The sequence below is a fragment of the Pseudomonas marginalis genome, from assembly GCF_008692035.1.
Classification (GTDB): Bacteria; Pseudomonadota; Gammaproteobacteria; order Pseudomonadales; family Pseudomonadaceae; genus Aquipseudomonas; species Aquipseudomonas marginalis.
Genome location: NZ_VTFG01000001.1, coordinates 3,203,630 through 3,218,995 on the forward strand (window position 1 = coordinate 3,203,630; position 15,366 = coordinate 3,218,995).

General features: G+C 60.7%; 15 protein-coding genes. 5 read left to right on the forward strand and 10 right to left on the reverse strand.

The annotated features are described in order from the left end of the window. Nucleotides 1–80: 80 nt before the first annotated feature. The gene (locus FX984_RS14930; protein WP_003176208.1) at nucleotides 81–278 is read right to left on the reverse strand and encodes a YbdD/YjiX family protein; all 198 of its coding nucleotides are present in this window, start codon (nucleotides 276–278) and stop codon (nucleotides 81–83) included. Nucleotides 279–293: 15 nt separating this feature from the next. Then, a complete protein-coding gene (locus tag FX984_RS14935) occupies nucleotides 294–2,360 on the reverse strand; it encodes a carbon starvation CstA family protein (RefSeq protein ID WP_027605316.1) in 2,067 nt (688 codons plus the stop codon). Between the two features lie 174 nt (nucleotides 2,361–2,534). Between FX984_RS14935 and FX984_RS14940 the strand changes: the two genes are divergently transcribed. Next, nucleotides 2,535–2,903, forward strand: a complete 369-nt coding sequence (locus tag FX984_RS14940; protein WP_027605315.1) for a PilZ domain-containing protein — start codon at nucleotides 2,535–2,537, stop codon at nucleotides 2,901–2,903. A 4-nt stretch (nucleotides 2,904–2,907) separates the two neighbouring features. On the opposite strand, the gene FX984_RS14945 is transcribed toward FX984_RS14940, so the two are convergent. From FX984_RS14945 to katB, 4 genes are read right to left on the reverse strand one after another with little or no spacing between them, the layout of a single operon-like run. Continuing rightward, the gene (locus FX984_RS14945; protein ID WP_146477850.1) at nucleotides 2,908–3,633 is read right to left on the reverse strand and encodes a hypothetical protein; all 726 of its coding nucleotides are present in this window, start codon (nucleotides 3,631–3,633) and stop codon (nucleotides 2,908–2,910) included. A gap of 16 nt (nucleotides 3,634–3,649) precedes the next feature. Next, nucleotides 3,650–5,017: a DNA repair protein RadA gene (radA, locus tag FX984_RS14950; RefSeq protein ID WP_024077502.1), complete on the reverse strand. Its 1,368-nt coding sequence runs from the start codon at nucleotides 5,015–5,017 to the stop codon at nucleotides 3,650–3,652. Nucleotides 5,018–5,052: 35 nt separating this feature from the next. Beyond that, nucleotides 5,053–5,592 carry an ankyrin repeat domain-containing protein gene (locus tag FX984_RS14955; protein ID WP_027605313.1) on the reverse strand — a complete coding sequence of 180 codons (540 nt, stop codon included), beginning with the start codon at nucleotides 5,590–5,592 and terminating at the stop codon, nucleotides 5,053–5,055. Nucleotides 5,593–5,647: 55 nt separating this feature from the next. Continuing rightward, complete coding sequence (gene katB / locus FX984_RS14960) at nucleotides 5,648–7,189, reverse strand: catalase KatB (RefSeq protein WP_027605312.1); 1,542 nt, start codon at nucleotides 7,187–7,189, stop codon at nucleotides 5,648–5,650. Between the two features lie 287 nt (nucleotides 7,190–7,476). Between katB and mscL the strand changes: the two genes are divergently transcribed. Further along, on the forward strand, nucleotides 7,477–7,893 hold the full coding sequence (gene mscL / locus FX984_RS14965; RefSeq protein WP_053137928.1) for a large-conductance mechanosensitive channel protein MscL: 417 nt from the start codon (nucleotides 7,477–7,479) through the stop codon (nucleotides 7,891–7,893). A gap of 46 nt (nucleotides 7,894–7,939) precedes the next feature. Here the strand turns inward: mscL and FX984_RS14970 are convergent, their stop codons facing one another. Continuing rightward, nucleotides 7,940–8,716: a ferredoxin--NADP reductase gene (locus FX984_RS14970; protein WP_027605310.1), complete on the reverse strand. Its 777-nt coding sequence runs from the start codon at nucleotides 8,714–8,716 to the stop codon at nucleotides 7,940–7,942. Between the two features lie 379 nt (nucleotides 8,717–9,095). Here FX984_RS14970 and FX984_RS14975 point away from each other — a divergent pair, with 379 nt between their 5' ends. Both FX984_RS14975 and FX984_RS14980 read left to right on the forward strand, forming a co-directional pair. Further along, nucleotides 9,096–9,806 (forward strand): helix-turn-helix transcriptional regulator, encoded by a 711-nt coding sequence (locus tag FX984_RS14975; protein ID WP_027605309.1) that lies wholly within the window; start codon nucleotides 9,096–9,098, stop codon nucleotides 9,804–9,806. A gap of 161 nt (nucleotides 9,807–9,967) precedes the next feature. Further along, nucleotides 9,968–11,092: a methyltransferase gene (locus tag FX984_RS14980; protein ID WP_146477848.1), complete on the forward strand. Its 1,125-nt coding sequence runs from the start codon at nucleotides 9,968–9,970 to the stop codon at nucleotides 11,090–11,092. 66 nt (nucleotides 11,093–11,158) lie between these two features. Here FX984_RS14980 and FX984_RS14985 read toward each other — a convergent pair whose 3' ends face one another. From FX984_RS14985 to FX984_RS14995, 3 genes are read right to left on the reverse strand one after another with little or no spacing between them, the layout of a single operon-like run. Continuing rightward, the gene (locus FX984_RS14985) at nucleotides 11,159–11,326 is read right to left on the reverse strand and encodes a DUF2474 domain-containing protein (protein ID WP_010562540.1); all 168 of its coding nucleotides are present in this window, start codon (nucleotides 11,324–11,326) and stop codon (nucleotides 11,159–11,161) included. A 12-nt stretch (nucleotides 11,327–11,338) separates the two neighbouring features. After that, entirely contained in the window at nucleotides 11,339–12,346 is a 1,008-nt protein-coding gene (cydB, locus tag FX984_RS14990) for a cytochrome d ubiquinol oxidase subunit II (RefSeq protein WP_027605307.1), read from the reverse strand. A gap of 1 nt (nucleotide 12,347) precedes the next feature. Next, nucleotides 12,348–13,787 carry a cytochrome ubiquinol oxidase subunit I gene (locus tag FX984_RS14995; RefSeq protein ID WP_027605306.1) on the reverse strand — a complete coding sequence of 480 codons (1,440 nt, stop codon included), beginning with the start codon at nucleotides 13,785–13,787 and terminating at the stop codon, nucleotides 12,348–12,350. A 318-nt stretch (nucleotides 13,788–14,105) separates the two neighbouring features. Here FX984_RS14995 and FX984_RS15000 point away from each other — a divergent pair, with 318 nt between their 5' ends. After that, entirely contained in the window at nucleotides 14,106–15,353 is a 1,248-nt protein-coding gene (locus FX984_RS15000) for an MFS transporter (RefSeq protein WP_027605305.1), read from the forward strand. Nucleotides 15,354–15,366: the final 13 nt, after the last annotated feature.

Below are 15,366 nucleotides of genomic sequence, written 5' to 3' on the forward strand. Positions count from 1 at the left end.
TAGCAGTGTGTCAGGCACTGATCTGTCACTGACACACCGCTATCGGGGGCAAGCCCCCTCCCACAGGGCATTGCGTTAAATCAACAGCACTTGGGCCCACCCTTGCCGCCGTAACGGGCCTCCTGGCGTTCCCGGAAGAACGCCTTGTAGTCCATCATCGGCTTGTCCGGGTGCTTGGTTTGCATATGCTCGACGTACGTGTCGTAGTCGGGCATGCCGACCATCAGGCGCGCGGCCTGACCGAGGTATTTACCGAGGCGACTGATGTCATTGAACATGCTTGCAATCCTCGGTTAGGCGTCCGGTACTGCCTGGAACGGGGCTTCTTTATCCGTACGCTCTTTGTTGCCCCAGGCGGCGACGCCGACCTTGAGCGCATAGAACAGGATGCTGAACACCACGAACAGGAACAGCACAGTCAGCGTTGCGTTGGTGTAGGCATTCCAGATCACGTGCTGCATCTGGTCCACGCTCTTGGCCGGAGCCAGGATCTGGCCGTTTGCCAGGGCATCACTGTACTTCTTCGCCAGCGACAGGAAGCCGATCGCCGGGTTGGCGTCGAACAGCTTGATGAAGCCCGCGGTGGTGGTGCAGATCAGCAGCCAGACCGCCGGCAGCATGGTCACCCAGATGTAGCGCTGGCGCTTCATTTTGATCAGCACAACGGTGGCGAGCATCAGCGCGATACCGGCCAGCATCTGGTTGGAGATACCGAACAGCGGCCACAAGGTGTTGATGCCGCCCAGCGGGTCGATCACGCCCTGGTACAGCAGGTAACCCCACATGGCGACGCAACCGGCGGTCGCGATCAGGTTGGCGGTCCAGGACTCGGTGCGCTTGAGCGCCGGTACGAAGGAGCCAAGCAGGTCCTGAAGCATGAAGCGACCGGCACGGGTGCCCGCATCGACGGCAGTCAGGATAAACAGCGCTTCGAACAGGATCGCAAAGTGGTACCAGAACGCCATGGTGTTTTCACCCGGCAGCACACTGTGCAGGATCTGCGCGATACCCACCGCCAACGTCGGCGCACCACCGGCACGCGCGAGGATGGTGGTTTCACCGATGTCATGGGCCACCGCCGACAGCGCCTCGGGGGTAATTGCAAAACCCCAGCTGCTGACGGTTTGTGCCACGGTCACCACGTCGGTGCCGACGATTGCCGCCGGGCTGTTCATGGCGAAGTAAACGCCTGGCTCGATCACCGAAGCGGCAACCATCGCCATGATCGCCACGAAGGACTCCATCAGCATGCCGCCGTAACCGATGTAACGGGCGTGGCTTTCATTGGCCAGCAGCTTGGGCGTGGTGCCCGAGGAAATCAGCGCGTGGAAGCCCGAGACCGCACCACAGGCAATGGTGATGAACAGGAACGGGAACAGGCCGCCCTTCCATACCGGGCCGGTACCGTCGATGAACTGGGTCAGCGCCGGCATTTTCAGGTCGGGCATGGTCACCAGGATGCCGATCGCCAGGGCGATGATGGTGCCGATCTTCAAGAAGGTAGAAAGGTAGTCACGTGGCGCGAGGATCAGCCACACCGGCAGTACCGCCGCCACGAAACCGTAGCCGATCAGCATCCAGGTGATCTGGATCCCGGTGAAGGTGAAGGCCTTGGCCCAGACCGGATCAGCGGCGATCTGCCCGCCCAGCCAGATCGAACCGAGCAGCAACAGCACGCCGATGATGGAGATTTCACCGATACGGCCCGGGCGGATGTAGCGCATGTAGATGCCCATGAACATCGCAATCGGGATGGTCGCCATCACCGTGAAGATGCCCCATGGGCTCTCGGCCAGGGCCTTGACCACGATCAGCGCCAGCACCGCGAGGATGATGATCATGATCAGGAAGCAGCCGAACAGCGCGATGGTCCCCGGGATACGCCCCATCTCTTCGCGAACCATGTCGCCCAGGGAACGGCCATTACGACGGGTGGACAGGAACAGGACCATGAAGTCCTGCACCGCACCGGCCAGCACCACGCCGGCAATCAGCCAGAGCGTGCCGGGCAGGTAGCCCATTTGCGCCGCCAGTACCGGGCCGACCAGGGGACCTGCACCGGCAATCGCCGCAAAGTGGTGACCGAAAAGGATGTGTTTGTTGGTCGGCACATAGTCCAGACCGTCATTGTTGAGCACTGCGGGGGTGGCCCGCCGTGGATCGAGTTGCATCACATTATTAGCGATGAACAGGCTGTAGTAGCGATAAGCAACCAGATAGATGGCCACGGCAGCGACCACGATCCACAAGGCGTTGATCGCCTCGCCTCGGCGCAGGGCTACTACGCCCAGGGCGCACGCTCCTACGATTGCCAGCACCAGCCAGGGTAGGTGGCGTAGCAGGCTATTATTATTTTTCATTTTTATATTCCAGCCAGGGTGGACAGAAAGGACAGCCATCCGGAGTTTAGCGCTACTGGCCTTAAAGGCCACCCCCCTACGTTGGTCTAGAGCCTTGCAGAGGCAAAAAAAGCAGAAAAAACCACCCGATGATGGCGCAGGGCTACAATCCTTTTATCCACAGAGGGTTTCACCATGACCGAGCAAGCGTCTGATCGCCGTCGTTTTCGCCGGATCGCCTTTGATGCCAAGACCGAACTTCGGCAAAACGGCAACGAATGGCCGGTGCAATTGGTGGATTTGTCGCTCAAGGGCCTGTTGGTGCAACGGCCTGAAGAGTGGAAGGGAAATAAGGCGCTGCCCTTTGACGTCGATATTCGTCTGGATCCAAAGGCCCATATAAAGATGCAGGTGAAGCTGACCCACGAGGATCCTGGCCAGTTGGGTTTCGTATGCCAATACATCGACCTGGACTCGATCAGCCACTTGCGGCGGCTGATCGAGCTGAACCTAGGCGATCAGGAAGAACTGGATCGGGAGCTGGCGGCGTTGCTGGAAGTGTGATGGTTCAGGGGAACGCGGTACGTGCGGGAAATTCGCTTTCCGTGTCCCAGTAGCCCTTCTTCTGACTTGAGGCGCCGCGCCACTGCCCGTCGACAAACCGATAAGTCTGATAACGGGTGGCAAAGTCATCCTCACCGTCGCCGTCCATAAATGACGACACCTGCAGCAGTTCATCCGCGCCGCCACTGGCTGGCGTTGCGATCGTCCACGCAGCCTTGCCGGTATGAGCCAGGGTCAGCACCTGGACTTTGCCGTCGGCGCCCTGGTAACCCAGCGGTTTGAGTTGCTGCTTGCCAGGCAGCAACAGCTGCGTGGCAGGCCCGCTGTAGCTGCCCATGGGGGCGGTCTGGTCGATGGTCAAAAAATACACAGGTTCGGGCAGCCCTTTGAGCGGGGCTTTCTCGACCTCGGCCAACGGGTAGCCGAGGTCTTCGTGGGCTATCACCTCGCCCGAGGCCGATACCCACCGCACCTGGGCTTCGAGCAGCGGGTTGTCGACCAAATCGCCGGGCTCGTCGAACGAGTCTTCATCCAGCCCACTGCCCCAACTGTCCTTGTGCAGTTGGGGGCTGATGCGCTGGTCTTCGAGCACCTGCAGCACACTGCCGTCTGGCGTCACCAGCGTTTGCGCCAGGCGATAGCCCGTTGGCAGCTCAGCCCAGGCCATGGCGGGCAAGCCGGCCAAGGCGACAAACAGGGCGACTACACCCCAGCGATTCGATCGTTGCATGGCGTCCATCCCTGAGTTATTCGAAAAGTGCATCCAACGCCTGTTCCAGGCGCGTGACCCCAATTACCTGCAATCCTGGCGGCATTTCCTTCGGCGCATTGCCCTTGGGCACGATCGCGCGTTTGAAGCCGTGCTTGGCCGCCTCCTTCAAGCGTTCCTGACCGCTCGGCACCGGGCGCACTTCGCCGGACAGCCCCACTTCACCGAATACCAGCAGGTCGTGGGGCAATGGCCGGTTACGCAGGCTGGACATCACCGCCGCCATCAACGCCAGGTCGGACGCGGTTTCCAGCACCTTGACCCCGCCGACCACGTTGAGGAACACGTCCTGGTCGTGGGTCGGGATCCCCCCATGACGGTGCAGCACCGCCAACAGCATCGCCAGGCGGTTTTGATCCAGGCCCAGCGTGACGCGGCGTGGGTTGGCCAGATGGCTGTCATCCACCAGCGCCTGGACTTCCACCAGCATCGGCCGGGTGCCTTCCCACGTCGCCATGACCACGCTGCCAGGGACTTCTTCCTGGGCACGGGTCAGGAAAATCGCCGAGGGATTGGAGACTTCCTTCAGCCCCCGGTCGGTCATGGCGAACACACCCAGTTCGTTCACCGCGCCGAAGCGGTTCTTCACCGCCCGCAGCAAACGCAAGCGGCCATCGGACTCGCCTTCGAAATACAGCACGGTATCGACCATATGCTCCAGCACCCGTGGCCCGGCCAGCGCGCCTTCTTTGGTCACATGGCCGACCAGGAAGATCGCCGTGCCGCTCTGCTTGGCGTAGCGCACCAGCAACGCGGCACTTTCGCGCACCTGGGACACGCCGCCCGGCGCCGATTGCAGCTGCTCGGTGAAAATCGTCTGGATCGAGTCGATCACCATGACCTTGGGCTTTTCGATCCGGGCCGTGGCGATGATGCTTTCGATGCAGGTTTCGGTCATGACCCGCAGTTGGTCCTGGGGCAGGCCCAGGCGGCGGGCGCGCATGGCCACCTGTTGCTGGGATTCTTCGCCGGTGACGTACAGCGCCGGCATGCGGCTGGCGATGCTGCACAGGGTTTGCAGCAGGATCGTCGACTTGCCGATGCCGGGGTCGCCGCCGATCAACACCACCGAACCATCCACCAGGCCGCCTCCCAGGACCCGATCCAGCTCACCGGAGGCCGTCGAGAAACGCGGGATCTCTTCAACGCTGACTTCCGCCAGGGTCTTGATCTGCGCCTGCTGCCCGGTCCAGCCGGCGCGACCGGTGGGGGCCGAGGCGCCGCCGCTTTCGATCATGGTCTCGGTCAGGGTATTCCACGCACCACACTCGGTGCATTGGCCGGCCCACTTGGGAAAGGTCGCGCCGCACTCCGTGCAGCCGTACATGCGCTTGGCCTTTGCCATTTGAGAACCTCCAACCGAAAAACCGCGATGATAGCTCAGCGCGACGCCGGGGTCCGGATTTCACCGCTGGCCAATCGTGAAGCACTGTTGCCGACCGGGTCTTGGGCGTTGAGATCGGCGCCCTTGGCCTTGAGTTCGTCGAGCAACTCGAGGCGCTTGAACAGGCCGGCGTACATGGCGGCCGTCTGACCGGCGCCATTACGTTGGTCGGGGTTGCAGTCGGTGGCCAGCAGGCGCTGGGCAATGTTCAACTCACCCTTGAAGATCGCGCCCATCAACGCGGTGTTGCCGCGTTTGTCCTGCACACAGGCGTCGGCACCGGCGGCGAGCAAACGCTCCACATAAGCGCTTTCGCCGTGGTAGGCGGCGAGGATCAGCGCGGTGTAGCCCTTGTCGTCCTGGGTGTTGAGGGGGAAGCCGGCGTCGATGAAGGTGTTGAGCATGTCGAGGTCGCCACGGCGGGCGGCGTCGAAGTAATAGTCCTGGAGCTGCGCCTTGAGCGCGACCGGGTCGGGCGACTCGGCATGGGCGACAAAGGCCAGCATGGTCATCAGTAAACCGATAGAAATACGCATGGGTGCTCTCCTGCCAGAGGTCGACGCCCGGGAGGGGCGTCGACCGAAACCAACGTCAGTCAGTGAGTTTTTCGGCCAGCGCCTTCACGCGTGCCAGATCACCCTTGGCGACCTTGGCCACGCCGGTGCCGTATTCCGGATCGGCCTTGTAGAGGAACGACAGGATGATGTGCTTGCTCTCGTCATCGGTAGTGGCCAGGGAGCCGCCGAAATTGTCGATCAAGTCCTGGCGTTCTTTCGGGCTGTAGGAGCGATACAGATCACCGGCCTGCTTGAAGTTCTGCTCACGCTGGATCTTCGCCTGCTGGGTACTGCCCGACAGCGCCGTCTGGCTATAGCGCGCGGTTTGCGGCTCTTCACGGTTTTCCAGGCGGCTTGGCTGGTAGTTCACGCCGCTGGTGGTCTTGCCGAAGTTCAGCGCGCCGTCCTGGTTACCGTTGTTGACGGTGACCCGAGGGGCGTTGATCGGCAGTTGCAGGGCATTGGCGCCCAGGCGATACATCTGCGTGTCGGCATACGAGAACACCCGGCCTTGCAGCAGGCGGTCCTCTGACGGCTCGATGCCCGGTACCAGGTTGGCCGGAGCCATGGCCACTTGTTCGGTTTCCTGGAAGACATTCGCCGGGTTGCGGTTCAGTACCATCTGCCCGACTTTGCGTTCGGGCACATTCGGCCAGATCTTGGTGGCGTCCAGCGGGTCGAAATCAAACTTGGCCAAGTCTTCCGGCTTGAGTACCTGCACATACAGGTCCCACTTGGGGAAGTCGCCCTTGTTGATATGGGTGACCAAGTCATTGGTCATATGGCTGTAGTCACGCCCCTGCACTTCGGTAACTTGCTTGGGATCGAGATTCTTGATGCCTTGCAGACTCTTCCAGTGGAACTTGACGTAATGCACTTCACCCTTGGCGTTGATCAACTTGTAGGCATGTACGCCATTGCCGTCCATTTCCCGATAACTGGCCGGAGTACCGGAGTCGGAATACAACTCGGTAAGTGTGCGAGTGGCCTCGGGAACATGGGAGAAGAAGTCGAAGCGACGGGAGTCATCATCCAGGTTGGTGCGCGGGTCCGGCTTGAAGGCGTGGACCATGTCGGGGAACTTGATGGCATCGCGGATAAAGAACGTCGGGAAGTTGTTACCCACCAGGTCCCAGTTGCCATCGGCGGTATAGAACTTGGTGGCGAAGCCGCGCGGGTCACGCAGGGTTTCCGGGGAATGATTGCCGTGCACCACGGCCGAGAAGCGCACGAACACCGGGGTCGTTTCGCCAGCAGCGAAGACCTTGGCCTTGGTCAGGTCACTGAGGTTATCGGTGACGGTGAAGGTGCCATGGGCGCCGGTACCGCGGGCATGCACCACGCGCTCAGGGATGCGTTCACGGTCGAAGCGCTGCAGTTTCTGGATCAGTTGCACGTCCTGCAGCAGCACCGGGCCGTTGGCGCCGGCGGTTTGCGAGTTCTGGTTGTCGCCGACGGCGGCACCGTTGTCACGGGTCAGGTTGGCGGCTTGTACGGAGAGGGAAAGCAGGCTGGCGGTCGCCAGTACCAGCACATGACGCGCCAATACCGGGCCGCGATTCATTGGATTCTTCATCAAGGTTTCCTCTGGTTTTTTTAATGCACATTCAGTTGTGCTTGCCAGAGGCTAGTGACCCACGAGTCAGAAGATAAATAGAAAAACACCACCAGGTCGATTAAGAAAATAATGTGGTAAGCCGCTGAAATAGCGGGTATTTCGCGCGCGATTGGTGGCACTTTGCAAACTATTTGCGATTTAATGTGTCGATAAAAACTGACAGTGTTAACGGTTGTGTCGGGCATGCCCGCTGCGACTGATTTACACTGAGCGGCACCCTTCTCATCTGTAACAAGGAATAACCTATGGGCGTGATCAGTGAGTTCAAGGCCTTCGCGGTCAAAGGTAATGTGGTCGACATGGCCGTCGGTATCATCATCGGCGCCGCCTTCGGCAAAATTGTTTCCTCGTTTGTAGGCGACGTAGTGATGCCGCCCATTGGTCTATTGATCGGTGGCGTGGACTTTGGTGACCTGGCGATTACGCTCAAGGCGGCACAGGGCGATGTGCCTGCCGTGGTGCTGGCGTACGGCAAGTTCATCCAGAGCGTGATCGACTTTGTGATCGTCGCGTTTGCGATCTTCATGGGCGTCAAGGCCATCAACCGCCTCAAGCGCGAAGAAGCCGTGGCGCCTAGCCTGCCACCGACACCGAGCAAGGAAGAAGTGCTGCTGGGCGAGATTCGCGACCTGCTCAAGGCACAGAACGACAAGCCGCTTTAACCCGTACCGGCTTGGAAAAAAGGCGCCTCCTTAAGGCGCCTTTTCATTACCAGTAGTTTTCCACTGCCACCTGCCCTGGCCGGCGGCTAAGGCTCAGTTGCATGTCGCGCTGCTTGAGCAACTGGCGAGTGTCATCCACCATCTGCGGGTTGCCGCAAATCAGCACACGGGAATGTTCCGGGGTCAGATCGACGCCGGCAGCACGCTCCAATTCTCCGTTTTCGATCGAGGTGGTAATACGCCCACTCAACGCCCCCGGATAATCCTCTCGGGTCACGATGGGGATGTAGGTCAGTTTGTGCGCATATTCTGCCAGGTACTCCCGCTCGCCCAACCCCTTGATCAGCGACTGGTACGCCAGCTCCCGGGCTTCCCGCGCGCTGTACACCAGGATGATGCGCTCGAATTTCTCCCAGACTTCGAAGTCCTGCAGGATCGACAAAAACGGTGCCACCCCGGTGCCGGTGCCTAACATCCACAAGTCCCGGCCATCGACGAAACGGTTCAGGGTCAGGAACCCGGTAGCCTGGCGCTCCACCATCAAGGTATCGCCCACCCGCAATCGGCTGAGCTCACTGGTGAATTCGCCGCCTGGGACAACAATCGAGAAGAAGTCCAAGTATTCATCAAACGGCGAGGACACCACGGAATACGCGCGCCATACCGTGCTGCCATCCGCCTTGCTGACCCCCAGGCGCACGAACTGGCCGGCGGTAAACCGGAACCCGGGGTCACGGGTGGTTCGCAGGGTAAACAGGCTGGGGGTCAGGGATTGCACATCGAGCAAGGTTTGGCGGGTAAATTTCTCAGCACTGGCCGTCATGGGGGACTCCGTTCTACAGGTGCCCTAGTGTCCCTCAAACTCGAGCCCGGAAACACCTATGGTTGGTAGTGGCATTATATAGGCACAAAATAATGGCAACCTAATATCAACTCTGATCAATTTGCTATTAGCCCCTTTATCAGCGCTACAAGCGCGCTCTAAGTTGAGCTGCTACAGGTGCTTCAACTGACTAAAAAATCGAAAAAACAACTAAGCCCCTTAGCTAAGCCCGCCGCGACCTTAGAGAAAGTTTCTTAAACGCTGCCCTGCAAGAGCGAAAATTTCATCTCGCGATGTAGCTCATGTCCTACACTAATTTCCGTGCAGTGGGAGTTCAGGACGTATCCCATGTCATGCGGAAACCCATGGAGAGTTACCAATGGTCAACTGGCGCAATACCCGACTTCCCAAACTGGAAGGCGAGAGCGAGGTTACGACTCTTTTCGAGATGGCTGTCAACCACACCTACGCACTCGGCTTCCAATACTGTTCTTTCACGATGAGCTCTCAACTACCTAACAACCAAACGAAACCTGTTCGCCTCAACAACTATCCAGATGAATGGAACAAACTGTATAATCAGGCCCACTTCTTTGACGCTGACCCCGTGGTGGAACATTGCAAACGTTGTGTACTGCCCCTTGTCTGGGAAGAAAAAATCTTTAAAGACTCACCCAACCTGTGGTCTTTAGCCCGATCCTTTGGTGTGCATTTGGGATGGACCCAAGCCGTGCATGATTTCCAGGGTGTGTTCAGCATGCTGACCCTGGGTCGCAGTGCGGGTGAAGTGACCCCGCAGGAGCTTTATGAAAAAGCCGGCCAGGTCCTGTGGCTGTGCCATGCGATGCATGCGGTAGTCGCGAAGACTTACGCACACAAGCCCAGCATTAACCCTGCAAACAAATTGACCCCGCGCGAAACCGAAATCCTCAAGTGGTCAGCCATGGGCAAGACCGCTGCGGACATTGCCGCCATCCTGTGCCTGTCCGAGCGTACGGTGGGCTTTCATATCTGCAGTTGCTTCAAAAAGCTGGGAGTCAACAACAAGATCGCTGCCGTGCTCTGCGCCTCGAAAGCGGGGTTGTTTTAATCAGCGTTGAAACACCGCATGTAATCCCTTAGGAAAAAAAGTAACATTTACGACCCATTCTGAGTGCTGGGCTGTTCCCACGGGGTGCCGCCCGCTGTTCACTCAGACGGTTCCGCAGCCGACTGCCGAACACCCATCGATGACCCAGAGCCTCCCTCGCCATGCCCCTGCTCGACAGCCCCTTCGCCCAGCTCGATCTGATCCGCCAGCCAGAGCAACATAACGATCCGCTGCAAGCCTTCGACGCCGCCGACGAGTACCTGCTCAGCTACCTGGCTGAACAGCAACCGAGCGCTGCGACCCGCGTGCTGGTGCTCAATGACAGCTTCGGCGCCCTGGCTGCGAGCCTGGATGGCCGGGTGCAGGTGACCTCCAGCGGCGACTCGTTCCTGGCCGCCCTGGGCCTGGATAAAAACCTGGTGCGCAATGGCAAGGCCTTTGACGCCGTGCCGTTCATCCCCGCCAGCGAGGTGCCCAGCGGGCCGTTCGACCGGGTGCTGATCCGCGTCCCCAAGACCCTGGCATTGCTGGAAGAACAACTGATCCGCCTGCAAGGCCAACTGGCGCCGGGCGCCGAAGTGATTGCCGCAGCGATGGTCAAGCACCTGCCCCGGGCGGCCGGTGAGTTGCTGGAGCGCTATATCGGGCCGATGCACGCCTCCCTGGCGGTGAAGAAGGCGCGGTTGCTGATCGCGACACTGGCCGACCGCCCCACGGCGGTCTCGCCCTACCCGACGCGCTACACCCTGGACGCGCCGGCTATCGAACTGCTCAACCATGCCAACGTGTTCTGCCGTGAAGGCCTGGACATCGGCACCCGCGCCTTCCTGCCGCACCTGCCCGATAACCTGGGCAGTGCCCGCGTGGCGGACCTGGGTTGCGGCAACGGGGTATTGGCGATTGCCAGCGCACTGCAAAACCCCGACGCCCGGTACACCTTGGTGGACGAGTCCTATATGGCCGTGCAATCGGCCCTTGAGAACTGGCAAGCCGCCCTCGGTGATCGGGAGGTGACAGTACGCGCCGGGGACGGCCTCGCAGGCCAGGAGCCGGACTCCCTCGACGTGGTGCTGTGCAACCCGCCGTTCCACCAGCAGCAGGTTGTCGGCGACTTCCTGGCCTGGCGTATGTTCCAGCAGGCGCGGGAGGCGTTGGTGGTCGGCGGCGCGCTGTATATCGTCGGCAACCGTCACCTGGGTTATCACAGCAAGTTGGCGCGCTTGTTCCGTGGCGTAGAGCAGGTCGCTGCCACGCCCAAGTTCGTGATTCTCAAAGCACGCAAATAAAAAAAGCCCTGCCCTTCCAGAAGAAGAGCAGGGCTGAAAACCGGGCGCGAAGCCCGGATCGGGATGTCAGTGGGTGGTCAGGCCGGCCGCATTCATGAACATGCGCATCAGGCTGGCCACCACGAACAGGGCCAGCACACTGCCGGTCCAGATCATCGCCAGCCAGCCGAGGCGCCGCCACAGCGGCTGTTTCTCGGCCTGTTCGATCTCGTGCAACGTAGGTTTGCCGGACATGCAACGACCCTCCTAGTGATAGCCGTCTTCGTGGGTGACCTTGCCGCGGAACACGTAGTAGCTCCAGAAGGTGTAGCCCAGGATGAACGGGATGATGAACAAGGTGCCCACCAGCATGAAGCCCTGGCTCTGGGGCGGCGCAGCGGCATCCCAGATCGACACGGATGGCGGGATGATGTTCGGCCACAGGCTGATCCCCAGGCCGCTGTAGCCGAGGAAGATCAGCACCAGCGTCAGCAGGAACGGTGTGTAGTGGGCATTCCGCGCCACGGCGCGGATCAACCCGTACATGGTCACCAGCACCAGGATCGGTACCGGCAGGAACCAGAACAGGTTCGGCAGGGTGAACCAGCGCGAGGCGATTTCCGGGTGCGACAGTGGCGTCCAGAGACTCACGATGCCGATCACGGCCAGCACCACGAAGGCCAATGGCCGCGCCAGGTTGTGCATTTTCTCCTGCAACGGGCCTTCGGTTTTCATGATCAGCCAGGTGCAGCCGAGCAATGCATAGGCCACGATCAGCGCCACGCCGCAGAACATCGTGAACGGCGTGAGCCAGTCCAGCGAGCCGCCGGCAAACTGGCGATTGACCACCGGGATCCCGTCGATAAACGCCCCCAGCGCGACGCCCTGGAAGAACGTGGCCGCCAGCGAACCGCCGATAAACGCCTTGTCCCACAGGTGACGCTTGTGGTCCTTGGCCTTGAAGCGGAACTCGAAGGCCACGCCACGAAAGATCAGCCCCACCAGCATCAGGATCAGCGGCAGGTACAGCGCCGACAACACCACCGAATAGGCCAGCGGGAACGCGCCGAACAACGCCGCGCCGCCCAGCACCAGCCAGGTTTCGTTACCGTCCCAGACCGGGGCCACGGTGTTCATCATCACGTCACGGTCGGTCTTGCCCGGAATAAACGGGAAGAGAATGCCGATACCCAGGTCGAAGCCGTCCATGACCACGTACATCATGATGCCGAAGATGATGATCACGGCCCAGATCAGCGGAAGATCAATACCCATCTCAATTCCCCTTGTGCTGGATGTGGGCGTGGTCGTCATCGCTGCCATCATCGGCGGCGGACAACGGACGGGCCGGTGTGCGTTTCTGGCCAGGGCCACCGTGGGTCGGTTCCGTGCCTTCGTGGGTCACCGGGCCTTTGCGCACCAGGCGCATCATGTAGCCCAGGCCGGCGCCGAACAGCGCGAAGTACACCACCACGAACAACACCAGGGTGATCGTCATCTGCGCCAGGCTATGCCCGGAAGAAGCATCCGCAGTGCGCATCAACCCGTAGACCACCCACGGCTGGCGGCCGATCTCGGTGGTGAACCAACCGGCGAGAATCGCGATCAGGCCGGACGGCCCCATCCACAGCGCCAGGTACAGGAACGGCCTGGACGTGTACATCTTGTCGCCCCGGCGCAGCCAGAGGCTGAACAGGCCGGTGAAGATCATCAAGAACCCCAGGCCGACCATGACCCGGAACGACCAGAATACGATGGTCGAATTCGGCCGGTCTTCCGGCGGGAATTCCTTGAGCGCCGGCACCTGTTTGTCCAGGGAGTGGGTCAGGATCAGGCTGCCCAGGTACGGAATCTCCACGGCGTATTTGGTTTTTTCCGCTTTCATGTCCGGCCAGCCAAACAGGATCAGCGGCGTTGGCTCATTGCCTTTGTTTTCCCAGTGGCCTTCAATCGCGGCGATTTTCGCCGGCTGGTGCTCGAGGGTGTTGAGGCCATGGAAGTCGCCGATCACCGCCTGGATAGGCGCCACGATCAGGGCCATCCACATCGCCATCGACAACATCTTGCGGATCGCCGGGTTGTCCTTGCCGCGCAGCAAGTGCCAGGCCGCCGAGGAACCGACGAAGAACGCGGTGGCCACGAACGCCGCCGTCGCCATGTGCATCAGGCGGTAAGGGAACGACGGGTTGAAGATCACCGCCAGCCAATCGGTAGGAATCACGCGGCCGTCGATGATTTCAAAGCCTTGCGGCGTCTGCATCCAGCTGTTGGACGCCAGGATCCAGAAGGTCGAGATCAGCGTACCGACGGCCACCATCACGGTGGAGAAGAAGTGCAGCTTGCGCCCCACCTTGTTCCAGCCGAACAGCATCACGCCGAGGAAACCGGCTTCGAGGAAGAAGGCCGTAAGCACTTCGTACGTCAGGAGCGGCCCGGTGACGGCGCCGGCGAAGTCCGAGAAGCGGCTCCAGTTGGTGCCGAACTGGTAGGCCATGACCAGACCGGAGACCACGCCCATGCCGAAGTTGACGGCAAAGATCTTCGACCAGAAATGGTAGAGGTCACGGTAGGTATCGTTATGGGTCTTGAGCCACAAGCCTTCCAGTACCGCGAGGTAACTGGCCAGGCCGATGGTGATCGCCGGGAACAGGATGTGGAATGAGATGGTGAACGCGAACTGAATTCGGGCGAGATCTAGCGCCTCCAAACCGAACATAAGTCTTCCTCTGTCAGGTAATACCGGCTGCTGGCGGGAGCCTGCACCCACTGCCCCCACGGATATGGAGTCTGGCGAATTTCAATTCGTTTCTTTTTTTAACCAGCCACGCAGGGAATCGGGCCTTGCGGCCACCAGAACAAATTCTGAAATGACTTTGATCTGGGTCAATCACAGTGAAAAGAGTAGTCCCATTTTCGCGGCTGGCCTGTGTGGTCTTTTGCCGCGTGACAGCTTGCCTCAGCCTTCTTCTCGCAACTAATTGTTACAGCTTGATGCTAATCTGCCCCTTCCCTCCGGCCTTGACCTGAATTTCCGATGCCCAGTGAACCCACGTTGCTGTTACGTCACCACCGCCCTTTCATCGCGTTCTGGCTGGCACGGATCTTCACCGCCAGCGGCTTCCAGATGCTTACCGTGGCCATTGGCTGGAACCTCTACCAACTCACCGGCAACGTGCTCGACCTGGGGCTGGTCGGCCTGGTGGAGTTCGTGCCGCGCGTGCTGTTCATGCTGCACACCGGGCATGTGGCCGACCGCTATGACCGACGCAAAGTCGCGGCCATCTGCCAGACCGTGCAGGCGCTGATTGCCCTTTCCCTGGCCATTGGCGGCCTCACCGGCAACGTGACCCGCGAGATGATCTTTATCCTCGCCTTCCTGCTCGGCGCCGCGCGCTCGTTTGAAATGCCCACCACCCAGGCCCTGCTGCCAAGCATCGTGCCCAGTGCGCTGTTCCCGCGTGCGGTGGCCTCGTCGCAGTCGGCCCAGCAACTGGCAACCATCGTCGCCCCGGCGCTCGGTGGTTTGCTATACGCCTTCGGCAGCGTCTGGGTGTATGGGCCCACGGTGGCGCTGTACCTGATTGCCTGTGTACTGACCCTCAACCTGCCCGCCCGCCAGACCCCGCTCAACAAAGGCAAGGCCACCCTCGATTCACTGCTGGCCGGCATCCGCTTTATCCGCAGCCGCCCGGACATCCTCGGGGCGATTTCCCTCGACCTGTTCGCCGTGCTGCTGGGCGGCGCCACCGCGTTGCTGCCGGTATTCGCCAAGGACATCCTGCTGACTGGCGCCTGGGGCCTGGGCCTGTTGCGCTCGGCGCCGGCGGTGGGCGCGCTGTTGATGTCGTTGTGGCTGGCGCGCTTTTCGGTAGATCGGCAGGTGGGCCGGGTGATGTTCACCGCCGTCGGCGTATTCGGCGTGGCGACCATCGCCTTCGGCCTGTCCACCTCGTTCTGGTTTTCCCTGGCGGTGCTGGTGGTGCTGGGCGCGGCGGACATGATCAGCATGGTGATCCGTGCGTCCTTCGTGCAGTTGGAGACGCCGGATGAAATGCGCGGGCGGGTCAGTGCGGTCAATGGTCTGTTTATCGGCGCCTCCAACCAATTGGGCGAGTTCGAATCGGGGATTACCGCCCATTGGTTCGGCACCGTGCCGGCCGTGGTGATGGGCGGCATCGGTACGCTGGTGGTGACCGGGGTGTGGATCAAACTGTTCCCGACCCTGGCGAATCGGGATCGTATGCATGTGCCGATAGATGAAAGCATCAAGCCCGCGGCATGATCCAATGTGGGAG